15 protein-coding genes are annotated in these 15,268 nt (G+C 61.4%); 2 read left to right on the forward strand and 13 right to left on the reverse strand.

The genetic code is table 11. The features are described 5' to 3' along the window. Positions 1 to 45: 45 nt before the first annotated feature. Together OQ248_RS03975 and OQ248_RS03980 are read right to left on the reverse strand one after the other, a co-directional pair. On the reverse strand, positions 46 to 522 hold the full coding sequence (locus OQ248_RS03975) for a GNAT family N-acetyltransferase (protein ID WP_265812097.1): 477 nt from the start codon (positions 520 to 522) through the stop codon (positions 46 to 48). Between the two features lie 99 nt (positions 523 to 621). Then, positions 622 to 882, reverse strand: coding sequence for an Os1348 family RiPP precursor (locus OQ248_RS03980; protein WP_265812098.1), 261 nt, complete (start codon positions 880 to 882; stop codon positions 622 to 624). A 586-nt stretch (positions 883 to 1,468) separates the two neighbouring features. Between OQ248_RS03980 and OQ248_RS03985 the strand changes: the two genes are divergently transcribed. Together OQ248_RS03985 and OQ248_RS03990 are read left to right on the forward strand one after the other, a co-directional pair. Continuing rightward, complete coding sequence (locus OQ248_RS03985; RefSeq protein ID WP_265812099.1) at positions 1,469 to 2,725, forward strand: OprD family porin; 1,257 nt, start codon at positions 1,469 to 1,471, stop codon at positions 2,723 to 2,725. A gap of 177 nt (positions 2,726 to 2,902) precedes the next feature. Beyond that, a complete protein-coding gene (locus tag OQ248_RS03990; protein WP_265812100.1) occupies positions 2,903 to 3,709 on the forward strand; it encodes a methyltransferase domain-containing protein in 807 nt (268 codons plus the stop codon). A 51-nt stretch (positions 3,710 to 3,760) separates the two neighbouring features. On the opposite strand, the gene pcaC is transcribed toward OQ248_RS03990, so the two are convergent. The 11 genes from pcaC to pcaR all read right to left on the reverse strand — a co-directional run bounded on the left by pcaC (position 3,761) and on the right by pcaR (position 14,686). After that, on the reverse strand, positions 3,761 to 4,153 hold the full coding sequence (gene pcaC / locus OQ248_RS03995) for a 4-carboxymuconolactone decarboxylase (RefSeq protein WP_265812101.1): 393 nt from the start codon (positions 4,151 to 4,153) through the stop codon (positions 3,761 to 3,763). Positions 4,154 to 4,163: 10 nt separating this feature from the next. After that, entirely contained in the window at positions 4,164 to 4,955 is a 792-nt protein-coding gene (gene pcaD / locus OQ248_RS04000) for a 3-oxoadipate enol-lactonase (protein WP_265812102.1), read from the reverse strand. Between the two features lie 12 nt (positions 4,956 to 4,967). Beyond that, the gene (locus OQ248_RS04005) at positions 4,968 to 6,332 is read right to left on the reverse strand and encodes a 3-carboxy-cis,cis-muconate cycloisomerase (RefSeq protein ID WP_265812103.1); all 1,365 of its coding nucleotides are present in this window, start codon (positions 6,330 to 6,332) and stop codon (positions 4,968 to 4,970) included. Positions 6,333 to 6,378: 46 nt separating this feature from the next. Then, on the reverse strand, positions 6,379 to 7,674 hold the full coding sequence (locus tag OQ248_RS04010) for an MFS family transporter (protein WP_114881728.1): 1,296 nt from the start codon (positions 7,672 to 7,674) through the stop codon (positions 6,379 to 6,381). Between the two features lie 193 nt (positions 7,675 to 7,867). Continuing rightward, on the reverse strand, positions 7,868 to 8,434 hold the full coding sequence (gene pcaG, locus OQ248_RS04015) for a protocatechuate 3,4-dioxygenase subunit alpha (protein ID WP_265812104.1): 567 nt from the start codon (positions 8,432 to 8,434) through the stop codon (positions 7,868 to 7,870). A 1-nt stretch (position 8,435) separates the two neighbouring features. Then, positions 8,436 to 9,140: a protocatechuate 3,4-dioxygenase subunit beta gene (gene pcaH / locus OQ248_RS04020; protein WP_007957831.1), complete on the reverse strand. Its 705-nt coding sequence runs from the start codon at positions 9,138 to 9,140 to the stop codon at positions 8,436 to 8,438. A 36-nt stretch (positions 9,141 to 9,176) separates the two neighbouring features. Beyond that, complete coding sequence (gene pcaF, locus OQ248_RS04025) at positions 9,177 to 10,382, reverse strand: 3-oxoadipyl-CoA thiolase (RefSeq protein ID WP_265812105.1); 1,206 nt, start codon at positions 10,380 to 10,382, stop codon at positions 9,177 to 9,179. Further along, complete coding sequence (locus tag OQ248_RS04030) at positions 10,379 to 11,158, reverse strand: CoA-transferase subunit beta (RefSeq protein ID WP_265812106.1); 780 nt, start codon at positions 11,156 to 11,158, stop codon at positions 10,379 to 10,381. Before OQ248_RS04030 ends, pcaF begins: the two co-directional genes overlap by 4 nt. After that, positions 11,158 to 12,015 carry a CoA transferase subunit A gene (locus OQ248_RS04035; protein ID WP_003222404.1) on the reverse strand — a complete coding sequence of 286 codons (858 nt, stop codon included), beginning with the start codon at positions 12,013 to 12,015 and terminating at the stop codon, positions 11,158 to 11,160. Before OQ248_RS04035 ends, OQ248_RS04030 begins: the two co-directional genes overlap by 1 nt. Before the next feature lie 187 nt (positions 12,016 to 12,202). Beyond that, the gene (locus OQ248_RS04040; protein ID WP_265812107.1) at positions 12,203 to 13,549 is read right to left on the reverse strand and encodes an MFS transporter; all 1,347 of its coding nucleotides are present in this window, start codon (positions 13,547 to 13,549) and stop codon (positions 12,203 to 12,205) included. Positions 13,550 to 13,843: 294 nt separating this feature from the next. Next, on the reverse strand, positions 13,844 to 14,686 hold the full coding sequence (gene pcaR / locus OQ248_RS04045) for a pca regulon transcriptional regulator PcaR (RefSeq protein ID WP_007963153.1): 843 nt from the start codon (positions 14,684 to 14,686) through the stop codon (positions 13,844 to 13,846). Between the last annotated feature and the right edge of the window lie 582 nt (positions 14,687 to 15,268).

The raw sequence follows: 15,268 nt of genomic DNA on the forward strand, positions 1-15,268 counted from the left end.
ATCAAGTTCGCCGTGGTTTCCAATATCCATTTTTCAACCATCCTTTCAGGCAGGCGGCAATGGTTTCGCCATGGTCAGACTGGCGATGTCATAGCCCAATTGTTCATAAAGACCACGCGCCGGCAGGTTGCGGCCAAACACATGCAGACGCATTTCCTCGCAGCCGTTCTGGCGAGCCCAGGTTTCGGCGGCCAGCATCGATTGCCGGGCATGACCCTGACGGCGCTCGCCAGGCTCGATGTAGATATCCAGGATGAAGGCAATCGGCTTTGCACCGACATGCCTGCGGGCAATCCACAACTCTCCGATGCGTCGCCGGTTGTCCCTGATTACCCAGAGCTGATGGCTTTCGGTCAGCCTTCCCTTGTCCAGCAACTGTGCGAAAGCCGTGGCGGATCGGTGTGGGGCCTCTGCCTGACTCCACTCTCCCGAGGCGACCATGCCCTGGGCGTACTCCTCGACCGCCCTTTCGGTGAACGTCACAAAGTCCGCGTCGTCCATGGGAATCAAGGTGACTGACATACGTCGCTCACTCCCTGTGCAAACACTTTGCAATCGGGCCATTTGGCGCGCACAGAGCCGGATCGCCGCTCCACGACACGCCAAACAGCCCCCCGGGCATCAGTCCATCCGTGCCTGAATCTGTTGTTGCTGGTCAAATATTGCAGCCGCTCCCAGCTTGTCGCGAATACCCGCCCCGGCGGTGCCCAGTTTTGCCACATCAATACTCTTGACGGCGCCCAGTTCGGATGCGCTCAGATGCACACCGATGCCCTTGGCCGCGCCTTCAGCATCCTTGTGCAACTGTTCCGCAAAGTCCTTATCAATAAGGGCGCGACCGACCACCGTCGCGAGACGTTCCTGATTCACTTTTGCAGGCATGTTATCTCTCCTTGTTATCAATAATTAATCCTCTCGAGAGCGACAATTAACCTCCCTGCCCCTTTCGAGAATTTTGAATATAGCAATGCCTGTTTCCTTTGCCAGTTACAACACAACTTCCCGTTAAACCTTTTCACGATAAGCGATAACGCCAATTATTAAGTTGAATCCGCGATGACTTACATAACCATTACTGCAACCATTGCTGTAGGTAATTTCCTACCACCAAAGAAATAAGCACATCCACAATCGCCATTAATAGAACACCATCGAAACAACTCGTTAATACGAAACATAAACACGGGATTTCATTAAGAATGCGCTGAGAACGGAAAGTAAAACCATCGTCGATTAGCGTTCGATAATCGCACAAAACCCTGTTTACCCCGATTGAATACCCGTGCCGATCCCCCTCACCATTGCCCACACCAACAAAACCAATAAGAACAGGTTCACCCCCATGACCACGCGTCCTCCCCGCTCGGGCTGATCCCGCCCTTCGTTCCATCGAGTCCGTTTCTTGTCTGCAACTTCCGGTTGCGGCTGCGAACTGCTTCATCCCAAACAATTAGAGAGACCCGAGCCCATGACACGTTCTACAAAACCTTGCGCACTCAGTCTGATCGCCTTGGCATTGACCGGCATCGCTTTGCCTGTGGCCGCCGAAGAGACGGGGTTCATCGACGGGGCCAAGGCCGACCTGAACCTGCGCAACTTCTACATCAACCGCAATTTCACCAACCCGACCAAGGCCCAGGGCATGGCGCAGGAATGGACGCAGAGCTTCATCCTCGACGCCAAATCCGGTTTCACTCAGGGAACGGTCGGTTTCGGCATGGACGTATTGGGGTTGTACTCGGTGAAACTCGATGGCGGCAAAGGCACGGGGGGCACGCAACTGTTACCGCTGGATCATGACGGTCGCCCGGCGGACACCTTCGGCCGCACCAACGTGGCGTTCAAGGCCAGACTGTCGCAGACCGAAATCAAGGTCGGCGAATGGATGCCGGTACTGCCGATCCTGCGCTCGGACGACGGTCGCTCGCTGCCGCAGACCTTTCGCGGCGGGCAGATCACCTCGAAGGAAATCGACGGCCTGACCCTTTATGGCGGCCAGTTCCGCGCCAACAGCCCGCGCGACGACAGCAGCATGAGCGACATGTCGATGTTCGGCAAACCGGCGTTCACCTCGGATCGCTTCAACTTCCAGGGCGGCGAATACGCATTCAACGACAAGCGCACGCAGATCGGCCTGTGGAACGCCGAGCTCAAGGACATCTACAGCCAGCAATACGTCAACCTGATCCACAGCCAGCCGCTCGGCGACTGGACCCTGGGCGCCAATCTCGGTTTCTTCTACGGCAAGGACGACGGCAGCGCCCGGGCCGGCAAGCTCGACAACAAGACCTGGTCGGGGCTGTTCTCCGCGCGCTACGGCGGCAACACCTTTTACGTCGGCCTGCAGAAACTCACCGGCGACAGCAACTGGATGCGGGTCAACGGCACCAGCGGCGGGACCCTGGCCAACGACAGCTACAACTCAAGCTATGACAACGCTCAGGAACGCTCCTGGCAAATCCGCCACGACTACAATTTCGCTGCCCTCGGCATCCCCGGCCTGACCCTGATGAACCGCTACCTCAGCGGCGACAACGTGCACACCGGCACCATTACCGACGGCAAGGAATGGGGCCGCGAATCGGAACTGGGCTACACCGTGCAGAGCGGCACGCTGAAGAACCTGAATGTGCGTTGGCGCAACTCGACCATGCGCCGTGACTACAGCAACAACGAGTTCGACGAAAACCGGGTGATCGTCAGCTATCCGATCAATCTGCTCTAGAGGGCTGCGCCATCCGTCAGGATTCATGGATCGTCACCCATCGTTGAGTACAGTGGATGCACCTGAAGGACTCAGGCGCTCCACCCTTCCCGCTTCCGTTATCTGTTGATGTTGGTCCCCCGGGACTTGAGCCAGGCTGTCACCGGAAGACACTGCCGATCATCGGAGGACCACCTCATGATCACTCGAGTCAAACCGGCTCCCGATTGGGATGCCAGGGCGTATCAGCAGTTTTCCCGTCTCAGGCAACAACCGGTCGATGAACTGCTCGGCCGCGTCGATCTGCACAATCCTCAACGCATCTACGACCTCGGTTGCGGCACCGGGATTGCCACGAAGGTTCTGGCAGATCGCTGGCCCCGGGCAGATCTCAAGGGCATCGACAGTTCGCAAGACATGCTTCAGATCGCCCGCTGTCTGCCGATCAAGGCGCGCTGGCAACACGCCGAGTTGCAACACTGGAAACCCCGCAAGCCGGCCGACCTGCTGTTCGCCGCTGCCGTGCTGCATTTCATCAATGACCATCAAACGCTGTTGCCGGGATTGCTCCGCCACCTCAACCCCGGCGGATGCCTGGCGGCCCACATGCCGGACTGGCGCGATGCGCTGTGGTATCGCCTGATGCTCGATACCCTCGAGGATGCCGGCCCCGGTGGCCATCCGCTGGGCAGCCCGCAACTGCGCCAGCGCCTGGCGGCGCGGCCGTTGTTGTCACTGGAGGATTACTACCGTTTGCTCGCACCGCTGACCCGGTCGCTGGATATCTGGGAAACCGAGCAATTGCAGGTGGTCGACGGCAAGTCACCGGTTTATGACTGGGTGAAAGTGTCGGCGCTACGGCCGGTGATGCTGGGGCTGACGCCGGAGGAACAGGCGCGCTTCATCTATCACTACCTGATGCGGGTGCATGCGCATTATCCGCAGGAGGACGACGGGCATACGCTGTTTCCGTTCAAACGGATTTTCATTGTCGCCAAGGTGTGAAATTCAAAGGATCGCAGCCTTCCACAGGCTGCGATCCCTCGAATTCAACGATCACTCACGTGATTCGGTACCCAACTCATCCCACACCGATTCGGCCAGATGAAACGTCGCATTCGCCGCCGGAATCCCGCAGTAGATTGCGCTCTGCATGATCACTTCCTTGATCTCGCCACGGCTCACGCCATTGTTGGCCGCTGCGCGCAGGTGCAATTTGAGCTCACCCTCGCGGTTCATGCCGATCAGCATGGCGATGGTGATCAGGCTGCGGGTGTGGCGCGGCAGGCCCGGGCGGGTCCAGATGTCGCCCCAGGCGTGCCGGGTGATCATTTCCTGGAACTCCGAGTTGAACTCGGTCAGCGTGGTCAGGCTGCGATCGACATGGGCATCGCCGAGCACCGTGCGGCGCACTTGCATGCCGTCGTCATAACGTTGTTTTTCGTCCACGGAAATCTCCTCAGGCGGCCAGCAGGAATGTCAGCACGCGGTCGCTGAACGCGTCGCCGGCCTGAACGTTGGAAAGATGTGCGGCATAGAATTCGGCGTACTCGGCGCCGCGCACATGCTCCTGAATGAAGTGCCCGCCGGACGGTGGCGTCACTGCATCTTCCGAGCCGGCAATCACCAGCAACGGAACCGTGATCGACGCCAGTTGATCGCGGAAATCCGCATCGCGCACTGCCGCGCAGTTGGCGGCATAACCTTCAGGATTGGTGGCCGCGAGCATGTCGGTGATCTGCTTGGCCGCTGCCGGATTGGCCGCCGAGAAGTCCGGGGTAAACCAGCGGGCAATCGACGCATCGCGCAACGCGACCATTGCCGCCGGGCCGTCGCGCAGCACGGTTTCGATGCGCGGATTCCACACCGACGGATCGCCGATTTTCGCCGCCGTGTTGCAGACGATCAGTTTGTTAATGCGCTGGCCGGCGTTGATCCCCAGCCACTGCCCGATCAGGCCGCCCATGGACAGACCGCAGAAATGCGCACGTTCGATGTGCAGCGCATCCAGCAGCGCCAGCACGTCGCGGCCCAGTTGCTCGATGCTGTAAGGGTCCGGCGTCACCAGCGACTGGCCGTGACCACGGGTATCGAAGCGCAGCACGCGAAAGTGTTCGGTGAACGCTGGCATCTGCGCGTCCCACATGTGCAGGTCGGTGCCCAGCGAGTTGGACAGCACCAGCACCGGCGCATCGACCGGGCCCTCCAATGAGTAATGCAGTTCGCCATCGGCGAGTTGAACGAAAGCCACAGCCCTCTCCTTTCAATCAGACAATGCGTTGTGTTCGGCCAGCGCCCGCTCGACCCAGACCTGCGCCTGACCGAGGTAACGGGCGGGATCGAGCAGGTGATCCAGTTCGGTTGCGCTGAGCTCGGCGGTCACTTGCGGCTCGTCACCGAGCACCGCACGCAGATGGCGTTGTTCGGCCACCGCCCGTTTGCAGCATTGTTCGAGCAGATGATGCGCGGTGTCGCGGCCGACCCGTTGCGCGAGCACGATGCTCACCGCTTCGGCCAGCACCAGACCTTGGGTCAATTCCAGGTTGCGGCCCATGCGCGCGGCATCGACTTCAAGACCCTCAGCCAGCAGCCGCGCCTGTTGCAGCGCGCCCGACACCAGGCAGCAGATGTCCGGCAAGGTTTCCCACTCGGCGTGCCACAGACCGAGGCTGCGTTCGTGTTCCTGAGGCAAGGCGCTGAACAGCGTCGAGACCAGCCCCGGCACGCGGGTGGCTGCGCCAATCAACACCGCCGCGCCCACCGGGTTGCGCTTGTGCGGCATGGTCGAGGAACCGCCCTTGCCCGGCGCCGACGGTTCGAACACTTCCGCCGCTTCGGTCTGCATCAACAGGCTGATGTCGCGGCCGAGTTTGCCGAGGCTGCCGGCGATCAGAGCGAGCACTGCGCCGAACTCGACAATGCGATCACGCTGGGTGTGCCAGGGTTGTTCCGGCAGGGTCAGTTGCAGTTCTTCGGCCAGTGCGCAGGCAATCGGCAGCGCCTGTTCACCCAACGCCGCGAGGGTGCCGGACGCACCACCGAATTGCAGCACCAGCAGCCGTGGCTTGAGTTCGCGCAAACGCTGACGGCTGCGAGTGATCGCGCCAAGCCAACCGGCGATCTTCATACCGAGAGTGACCGGCGTTGCGTGTTGCAGCCAGGTACGTCCGGCCAGCGGCGTGGCGGCGTGGCGCTTGGCCTGGGTCGCGAGGGATTCGGCCAGTTGCGCCAACTCCCCTTCGATCAGCGCCAGCGCCTGACGCAATTGCAGCACCAGCCCGGAATCCATCACGTCCTGGCTGGTGGCACCCAGATGCACATAACGTTCGGCTTCAGCATCGGATGCCGCGATCCGCTTGCCCAATGCCTTGACCAGCGGAATCGCCGAATTACCCGCCGTGGCGATGGCTTCGCCCAAGGCTGCGAAATCAAACAACTCGGCGCGGCAGGCGTTTTCAATTGAGGCGACAGCACTGGCCGGAATCACCCCGACCCGCGCTTCGGCCCGGGCCAGCGCCGCTTCGAAGTCGAGCATAGCCTGCACCCGGCCCTGATCGCAGAACACCTCGCGCATTTCGCGGGCAGTGAAATAGGCATCGAACAATTGATTGCCCGGTCGCTGAGTCATAAACAGTCCTTGCCGGCGCGGGCCATCGCGGCCCGCGCACTTCGGTTTAGAGATCGTGGTGCAAATATGCGGCCTGTTTCGGCAGGCGCAGGCTGAACAGGAACGCCACCGCCATCATCACCGTGACGTACCAATAGAAGGCGTTTTCCATGCCCCCGGCCTTGAGGCTCAGAGCCACATATTCCGCCGAACCGCCGAAGATCGCGTTGGCCACCGCATAGGCCAGGCCGACGCCAAGGGCGCGGACTTCCGGCGGGAACATTTCGGCTTTCACCAGGCCGCTGATCGAGGTGTAGAAACTGACGATCGCCAGCGCCACGGTGATCAGCACAAAGGCCAGGAACGGGCTGCTGACGCTTTTCAGGCTCAGCAGGATCGGCACGGTGAACAGCGTACCGAGGGCGCCGAACCAGAGCATTGAGTTACGCCGGCCGATCTTGTCGGCGAGCATGCCGAACAGCGGCTGCATGCACATATATAAGAAGAGCGCGCCGGTCATGATGAAGCTCGCGGTCTTGGCGTGCATGCCGGCGGTGTTCACCAGGTACTTCTGCATGTACGTGGTGAAGGTGTAGAAAATCAGCGAGCCACCGGCGGTGTAACCCAGCACGGTGATAAACGCGGCTTTGTGATCGCGGAACAGCGCAGCGATGCTGCCGGCGTCCTTGTGTTCACGGGTTTCCTTGTTGGTGGTTTCTTTCAGGGTGCGACGCAGAAACAGCGAAATCAGCGCCGCCACCGCCCCGACCACGAATGGAATCCGCCAGCCGTAGGCCCGCAGTTCGTCTTCAGAAAGAAACTGCTGCAGGATCACCACCACCAGCACCGCCAGCAGTTGCCCGCCGATCAGCGTCACGTACTGGAACGAGGCGAAGAAACCGCGCTGGCCCTTGAGAGCGACTTCGCTCATGTACGTCGCCGTGGCGCCGTACTCGCCGCCCACCGACAAGCCTTGCAGCAGACGCGCGAACAGCAACAGCACCGGCGCCCAGACGCCGATGCTGTTGTAGGTCGGCAGACAGGCGATGAGCAACGAGCCGAAGCACATCATCAGAATCGAGATCAGCATCGAATTCTTGCGCCCGTGCTTGTCCGCTACCCGGCCGAAGATCCAGCCGCCGATCGGTCGCATCAGGAACCCGGCCGCGAACACGCCAGCGGTGTTGACCAGCTGCACCGTGGGGTTGTCCGAGGGGAAAAATGCCGGGGCGAAATAGATCGCGCAGAAGGCGTAGACGTAGAAGTCGAACCATTCGACGAGGTTGCCGGACGAGGCGCCGACAATCGCGAAGATACGCTTGCTGCGCTCTTCGCCGGTGTAATGAGAGGTGGTGGTTGTCATTGTTTTTCACTCGATAGGGACAGTGAGAGTCTAGACACACTTCGCAACAGTCCCGTTCCACAGATACTCAAGCGCTGCAAATCCCTGTGGGAGCGGGCTTGCCCGCGAAAGCGGTGGGTCAGCCAACTCAATGGCGACTGACACACCCTCTTCGCGAGCAAGCCCGCTCCCACAAGGGATGTGTGGTGGTGTTCTAGTAATCGAAGAAGACGGTTTCCGCGTCAGTGCCCTGCAGGATCACATTCCACTGATAGACACCCTCTGCATCCGGCTTCGCCAGCAACGTGCTGCGGCGCTCGGCCGGTACGCATTCGAGCAGCGGATCATTGACGTTCGCCGGATCGCCCTCGAAATAAATCCGCGTCAGCAAATGCTTCACCAGCCCGCGCGCAAACACCAGCAACACCAGATGCGGCGCCTGGGTCGTGCCTTTCAGGCCTTCGACCGTGCCCGGTTTGATCGTGGTGAAACGGAAACGCCCTTCGGCATCCACCGGTACCCGACCGAAACCTTCGAAATTCGGGTCCAGCGGTTTGGCCTGCTCGTCTTCCGGGTGATCGTATTTGCCGGCGGCGTTGGCCTGCCAGACTTCGAGCATGGCGTCGTTGACGACATCGCCGTTGCCGTCCACCACCTGCCCTGTGATCGCCACGCGCTGGCCGAGGGTCAGTTCATTGGCGAGGTTTTCACGGTTCAGCCAGGTCAGGCCGATGTGGTAATACGGCCCGACGGTGTGGGACGTGGTCGCAGTCAGGGTCATCTCATTTCTCCATCGGCGTGGCTTCGCGGCCGCGCAGCACGATGTCCCAGCGATAAGCGAGGGCGTAGGACGGAATGGTTTTTTCCAGATCGAAAGCGGCGATCAGGCGTTCCTTGGCCGAAGTGTCCGGCACGCAGTTGTAGATCGGGTCGTAGGGCAGCAGCGGATCGCCGGGGAAATACATCTGCGTGACCAGACGCGTCAGGATGCTCGGCCCGAACAGCGAGAAATGCACGTGCGCCGGGCGCCAGGCGTTGTGGTGGTTGCCCCACGGATAGGCGCCGGGCTTGATGGTCTGGAACTGATACCAGCCGTCGGCGTCGGTCACGGTACGGCCGGTACCGGTGAAATTCGGGTCCAGCGGTGCGTCGTGCAGATCACGGGCATGGTTGTAGCGGCCGGCGGCGTTGGCCTGCCAGATCTCCACCAGAATCCCCGGCACCGGCAGACCGTCTTCATCAAGCACACGGCCGTGAATGATGATCCGCTCACCCAGCGGTTCGCCCTGATGCTGGGCAGTCAGATCGTTGTCGGTGTCGGCCACTCGTTCGGCGCCGATGGTCGGGCCGGTGATTTCCGACAGCGAATGCGGCAGGAACACCAACGGCTTGGACGGCGAGCGCAGATTGGTGGATTGATAATTCGGGTGCAGGTATGGCGGCTGGGTGCCTTCCTGCGGGCGGCGGTAACCAGGCTTGTCAGTCATTTCGCTTTCCTCTGTTCTTGTTCGTCACGGCTTGCGTCAGACGCGTTCGATGGCCAGGGCCAGACCCTGGCCGACACCAACGCACATGGTCGCCAGACCTTTCTTGCCACCGGTCTTTTCCAGCTGATGCAGGGCGGTCAGCACCAGGCGCGCGCCGCTCATGCCCAACGGATGACCGAGGGCAATCGCGCCGCCGTTCGGGTTGACTTGGGCCGCGTCGTCCGCCAGTCCCAGTTCGCGTAATACCGCCAGACCTTGGCTGGCAAACGCTTCGTTGAGTTCGATCACATCGAAATCGCTAACTGCCACGCCAAGGCGTTCGGTGAGTTTGCGCACCGCCGGCACCGGGCCGATGCCCATCACCCGTGGTGCAACGCCGGCACTGGCCATCCCGAGCACTTTGGCGCGGGCGGTCAAACCGTGTTTTTTCACAGCTTCAGCCGAAGCCAGAATCAGCGCGGCGGCACCGTCATTCACACCCGACGCGTTGCCGGCGGTGACGGTCTTGTCCGGGCCATTGACCGGTTTCAGTCTGGTCAGGGCCTCAATTGTCGTATCGGCGCGAGGATGTTCGTCCTGGCTGACCACAGTTTCGCCTTTCTTGTGGGCGATCCGCACTTCGACGATTTCCTCGGCGAAGTAGCCGGCAGCCTGGGCGGCGGCCGTCCGTTGCTGACTGCGCAGGGCGAAAGCGTCCTGATCTTCGCGGGAAATTTCGTAATCGTCGGCGACGTTGTCGGCGGTCTGCGGCATTGCGTCGACGCCATACTGCGCCTTCATCAACGGGTTGATGAAACGCCAGCCGATGGTGGTGTCTTCCAGCTTCATGTTGCGCGAGAACGCCGCATCAGCCTTGCCCATCACGAACGGCGCGCGGGACATCGACTCGACGCCGCCGGCAATCGCCAGCTCCATTTCACCGCTGGCGATGGCGCGGAACGCCGTGCCGATGGCGTCCATGCCCGACGCGCAAAGGCGATTGAGGGTGACGCCGGGAACGCTCTCCGGCAGACCGGCCAGCAACAGCGCCATGCGCGCCACGTTGCGGTTGTCTTCGCCGGCCTGGTTGGCGCAGCCGAGGAACACTTCGTCGAGGGCGCTCCAGTCCACCGACGGGTTGCGTTCCATCAACGCCTTGATCGGCACGGCGGCCAGGTCGTCGGCGCGAACCGCCGCCAGACCACCACCGAATCGGCCGATGGGGGTACGAATCGCATCGCAGATATAAACGTCGCGCATCATGCTTCTCCCGGTGCCTGGCCGTGGGCCGCTGCGGTGCGGGCTTCTAGATCGCGCAAAGCGCTCAGCTCGACCTCGGTCGGTTCGGCAGTGGTGGCCACGCTGTCGGCAAAACGGATGGCCCAACCGGTGGCGGCGACCACTTGCTCGCGGGTCACGCCCGGGTGCAGTGCGGTGACCACGAACTCATTGGTGCCCTCTTCCGGTTCCATGATGCACAGGTCAGTGATGATGCCGACGGGACCCGCACCCGGCAGGCCCAGGCGTTTACGCGAATCGCCACCCTCGCCATGGCCGACCGAGGTGATGAAATCGAGCTTGTCGACAAACGAACGCGCCGACTGCTTGAGGATGATCAGCACGCTTTTCGCGGAACCGGCGATCTCCGGCGCACCACCGGCACCCGGCAGACGCACTTTCGGCTGATGGTAATCACCGACCACCGTGGTGTTGATGTTGCCGAAACGGTCGACCTGCGCCGCGCCGAGAAAACCGACGTCGATGCGCCCGCCCTGCAGCCAGTAGCGAAAAATCTCACCGGTCGGGACGACGGTGTCGGCGGTTTCCGCCAGCTCGCCGTCACCGATCGACAGTGGCAGTACGCTGGGTTTCGCGCCGATCGGGCCCGACTCGTAGATCAGCACGACGTCCGGCGAAGAGGTCAGCCGCGCCAGGTTGGCGGCTTTCGACGGCAGGCCGATGCCGACGAAGCACACCGAACCGTTCTTCAGGCGACGGGCCGCTGCAACGGTCATCATTTCATTGGTGGTGTAAGTCATTACTTGGCCTCCGAAGCAGCGGCCAACTTGGCCTGGAACTCGCTGAAGTCAGCGCAGCCATGGATGTATTCGTTGATCCACGCGGTAAACGTCTCACGGTCGCGGGCGATCGGGTCCCACGCCTGGTAGAAACGATTGTCACGCTCGGTGTAACCGTGGGCGTAGGACGGATGCGCGCCACCCGGTACGTGGCAAACTGCGCTCAAGGCCCAGGTCGGCAGTACGCAGGCGTTCATCGGCGCATTGAGGTTGTCGACAATTTCTTCGACGGTGACGATGCAGCGCTTGGCGGCCAGTGCGGCTTCTTTCTGCACGCCGAGGATGCCCCACAACAGCACGTTGCCCTGACGGTCGGCCTTCTGGGCGTGGATCACGGTCACGTCCGGGCGCACCGACGGCACCGCTGCCAGCACTTCACCGGTGAACGGGCACGTCACGGATTTGATCAGCGGGTTGACCTTCGGCAGGTCGGAACCGGCGTAGGCCCGCAGCACCGCGAACGGTAGGCCGGAGGCGCCGGCGACGTAGGCATTGGCCAGGTCGGCGTGGCTGTGCTCTTCGATTTCCAGCGCGTGTGGCCATTGTTTCTCGACCGCGTCGCGCAGACGGTGCAGCGAACCCACGCCAGGGTTGCCGCCCCAGGAGAAGATCAGCTTGCGTGCACAACCGGCGCCGATCAGCTGGTCGTAGATCAGGTCAGGCGTCATCCGCACCAGGGTCAGATCTTTCTTGCCCTGACGAATGATTTCATGACCCGCCGCCGTAGGGATCAGGTGAGTGAAGCCTTCGAGCGCGACGGTGTCGCCGTCGTTGACGAATTGCTTCACCGCGTCGTGCAGCGAAAGGATCTCAGCCATGGAGCGGGCTCCCGTTTTTGTAGTGGATCGCCAGTGATAAAAAGGCGCGAGGTTGTGCGCCGGAGTCACTGAAGATTAAGCCGCTGATTTTCGCCAAACAATCCGATAATCGACTGAGTGTTCGTTTATCGAACAGATTGTTATCAACCTAATGATCACCCCGAGTGCGGGGCGATCAACCCCGGTATCAGGTCGCGTCCGCGTGACTGACCAGGCCCTTGATCACCACCGCTGCCGTGGCCAGCCCCGCCGGGATCACCAGCGCCGTCAGCACCTGTTCGAAATTCCAGCCTAGGCCAAGCAGGGTCGCACCCATCCACGCCCCGAGAATCGCACCGAAGCGGCCGATCCCGAGCATCCACGACACCCCCGTCGCCCGGCCCTGGGTCGGATAAAACCGCGCGGCCAGCGACGGCATCGCCGATTGCGCACCGTTGACGCACATGCCCGCCACCAGCACCAGCGTCGCCAGCAGCGTAATGTTGCCCAGGCTCTGCCCAACCGCGTAGGCAAACACCCCGGCCAGCAGGTAGAAAATGCCGATGACCTTGTGCGGATTGAACCGGTCCATCGCCCAGCCTACGCCGACCGCGCTCAACACCCCGCCGAACTGGAACAACGCGCCGATGAAGGCCGCCTGCTCCATGCTCGCGCCACTGTCGCGCATGAGGGTCGGCAGCCAACTGGTCAGCAGGTAAACGATCACCAGGCCCATGAAGTAGGTCAGCCACAGCAGCAACGTGCCGACGCTGTAGGTGCCGGAGAAGATCACCGCGAACACGTTGCGGGCTTTTACGGTTTTCTGTTCCGGGACACTGAAACTCGCAGCCTGAGCGACGGTGGCCGGGTCAATCGGCGCGAGGGTCTTGCGCACTTTGTCGGTGCCACGATTACGCACCACCAGATAACGCGCCGATTCCGGCAGCCAGACCAGCAACACCACGGCGAGGATCAGCGGCAGAATCCCGCCGATCAGCAACAGGCTGTGCCAACCGAACGCCGGGATCAGCTTGGCCGAAATGAATCCGCCACCCGCCATGCCAAGGTTGAAGCCGCAGAACATGCTGGTCACCAGCAGCGACTTCTTGCGTTCCGGGGTGTACTCCGACAGCAGCGTGGTGGCGTTCGGCATGCCGGCGCCCAGCCCCAAACCAGTGAGGAAGCGCAGCACCAGCAATTGCTCGACGTTGGTGGCGTAGGCCGACGCCAGGCTGAAAGCGCCGAACAGAAATACCGCGCCGACCAGTACGACTTTTCGCCCGAAGCGGTCAGCCAACGGCCCGGAGCCAAGGGCGCCGAAGACCATGCCGATCAGCGCGGCGCTCATCACCGGGCCGAGACTGGCGCGATCAATTCCCCAGTCCTGGGACAGGGCCGGCGCGATGAAACCCATGGCCGCCGTGTCGAGGCCATCGAGGAACACAATCAGGAAACACAGAATCACCACCCGCCACTGATAGCGGGAGATCGGTTGAGCGTTGATGAAGGACTGCACGTCGAGGCAGTGACCTACAGCGGACTGAGGCTGGTTCATTATTTTTATTCCACGCAAAAAACGCAGTCGAACGGCGACCGGCCAAAGACTGGCACGGACACAAGCATATAAGGAGGGAATCGGGCGTTGCGCTAAAACCGGCAACAGGAACGGGAGCGGCGACAGTCGGGGAACGTGCGCATGGGAAGTTGCCTCTTGTCATTATTATGGGAGTCGACGATCCGGCGGGCTCATTCACAACAGCGCCGGATGACGCTGCCGCGACATTAATGATCCGGGGGTTTTAGCGTCAATTCGATAAACGCAACTCTGTGCGTTTATCGAACAGCTTCATCAGGCGAACAACTGCGCGCTGAGGTCACGACTGGCGCTCAGCAGCCCCGGCAGAAAGCGTTGTTCCAGTTCGGTACGGCTGACGCGACCGGCGTGTGTGCTGACGTTGAGCGCAGCCACCACCTGGCCGGAGGCGTCATACACCGGCACCGCAATCGAACGCAGGCCCTGTTCAAGCTCCTGATCGACGATGCACCAGCCCTGCTGCCGCACTTCCTGCAGACATTCGAGCAAGGACTCGGGGGTGTGCAGCGTGCGACTGGTCTTGGCCACCAGTTCGGCATGGTCGAGGTACTCGCGCAGCGACGTGTCGTCCAGCGCCGCCAGCAGGATCCGGCCCATGGACGTGCAATACGCCGGCAGCCGCCCGCCCACCGACAAGTCCACCGAAATCAGGCGCTGGGTGGTGGCCGAGCGCGCGATGTAAAGAATGTCGTCGCCTTCCAGCGTGGCCATGTTGCAGGCTTCGTGCAATTGTTCGCTCATACGGTCGAGGTACGGCTGGGCGGAGACTGCCAGCGGCGTCGAAGACAGATAGGCGTGACCGAGGGTCAGCACTTTGGGCAGCAACGAATACGTGCGCCCGTCGGTGGTGGCGTAGCCGAGTTTGATCAACGTATGCAGGCAGCGGCGTACGGCGGCGCGGGGGATTTCCGTACGGTGGCTGATCTGGGCGATGGTCAAGTGGCGCTTGCGCTCCTGAAACGCCTGGACCACGGCCAGGCCTCGGGCCAGGGAAGTCATGAAGTCCGGATCGCCGGTCAGGGCCTGGATGCGTTTGGCCGGCGAGGCGACGATCGGCGGCGCTACCGAGGTGAAGGAATTGCGCATTTGATCGTTCATGTCAGGTCCTTTTTTCTTGTTCGGATCAACGGCTATACAAGCGGCTCGCAGACAGATGCACAAGCGCCAGATCGCCAACACCGGGCGATTATCGAACCGTCGACCGATAATCGCAAACGCGCCCTCCAACCCGGATGAAGCGACTCTGTAAAGTTTCCAACGCGATATCACTCATGCGCCCGGCCCCCTTAGTTGATCGACTAAATGACGCCAGAAACACAACACCCGGAAACAACGACGCAACTACCGGTAAAAGTTGCGAGTCACAAAACAATCACACATCCGGAACCGTTTTTAACTTGGCAAAGATAGTCAATCCCGAATCGGCCGCTATAATGCACCTCAATGGCGTCGCACTTTTATTGGCCGTCGACGTCATTCGCTGAGGTAATGTCCATTGCCTTCAGCCCCGGCCAGCGCCTGATGATCATCACCCATGCACCGCCAGCGCGCTCGCTGAAACAGGAAACTGATGCTGCGTCAGTTTTAATCTGGTGCCGTAGCCGCCTGTAACATGGAAGTCTTGACCGCCCTGCCGATATTACCGCTGCCTGTCCAGGCCGCGTCTTGTTGGCGAACCGG

The sequence above is a fragment of the Pseudomonas sp. COW5 genome, from assembly GCF_026240005.1.
Classification (GTDB): Bacteria; Pseudomonadota; Gammaproteobacteria; order Pseudomonadales; family Pseudomonadaceae; genus Aquipseudomonas; species Aquipseudomonas kribbensis.

Bases quoted from the DNA above. Each gene is read 5' to 3' on its own strand.
- OQ248_RS03975 (WP_265812097.1), bottom strand. From the start codon at position 522: ATGTCAGTCACCTTGATTCCCATGGACGACGCGGACTTTGTGACGTTC.
- OQ248_RS03980 (WP_265812098.1), bottom strand. From the start codon at position 882: ATGCCTGCAAAAGTGAATCAGGAACGTCTCGCGACGGTGGTCGGTCGC.
- OQ248_RS03985 (WP_265812099.1), top strand. From the start codon at position 1,469: ATGACACGTTCTACAAAACCTTGCGCACTCAGTCTGATCGCCTTGGCA.
- OQ248_RS03990 (WP_265812100.1), top strand. From the start codon at position 2,903: ATGATCACTCGAGTCAAACCGGCTCCCGATTGGGATGCCAGGGCGTAT.
- OQ248_RS04005 (WP_265812103.1), bottom strand. From the start codon at position 6,332: ATGACTCAGCGACCGGGCAATCAATTGTTCGATGCCTATTTCACTGCC.
- OQ248_RS04010 (WP_114881728.1), bottom strand. From the start codon at position 7,674: ATGACAACCACCACCTCTCATTACACCGGCGAAGAGCGCAGCAAGCGT.
- pcaG (WP_265812104.1), bottom strand. From the start codon at position 8,434: ATGACCCTGACTGCGACCACGTCCCACACCGTCGGGCCGTATTACCAC.
- pcaH (WP_007957831.1), bottom strand. From the start codon at position 9,140: ATGACTGACAAGCCTGGTTACCGCCGCCCGCAGGAAGGCACCCAGCCG.
- pcaF (WP_265812105.1), bottom strand. From the start codon at position 10,382: ATGATGCGCGACGTTTATATCTGCGATGCGATTCGTACCCCCATCGGC.
- OQ248_RS04030 (WP_265812106.1), bottom strand. From the start codon at position 11,158: ATGACTTACACCACCAATGAAATGATGACCGTTGCAGCGGCCCGTCGC.
- OQ248_RS04035 (WP_003222404.1), bottom strand. From the start codon at position 12,015: ATGGCTGAGATCCTTTCGCTGCACGACGCGGTGAAGCAATTCGTCAAC.
- OQ248_RS04040 (WP_265812107.1), bottom strand. From the start codon at position 13,549: ATGAACCAGCCTCAGTCCGCTGTAGGTCACTGCCTCGACGTGCAGTCC.
- pcaR (WP_007963153.1), bottom strand. From the start codon at position 14,686: ATGAACGATCAAATGCGCAATTCCTTCACCTCGGTAGCGCCGCCGATC.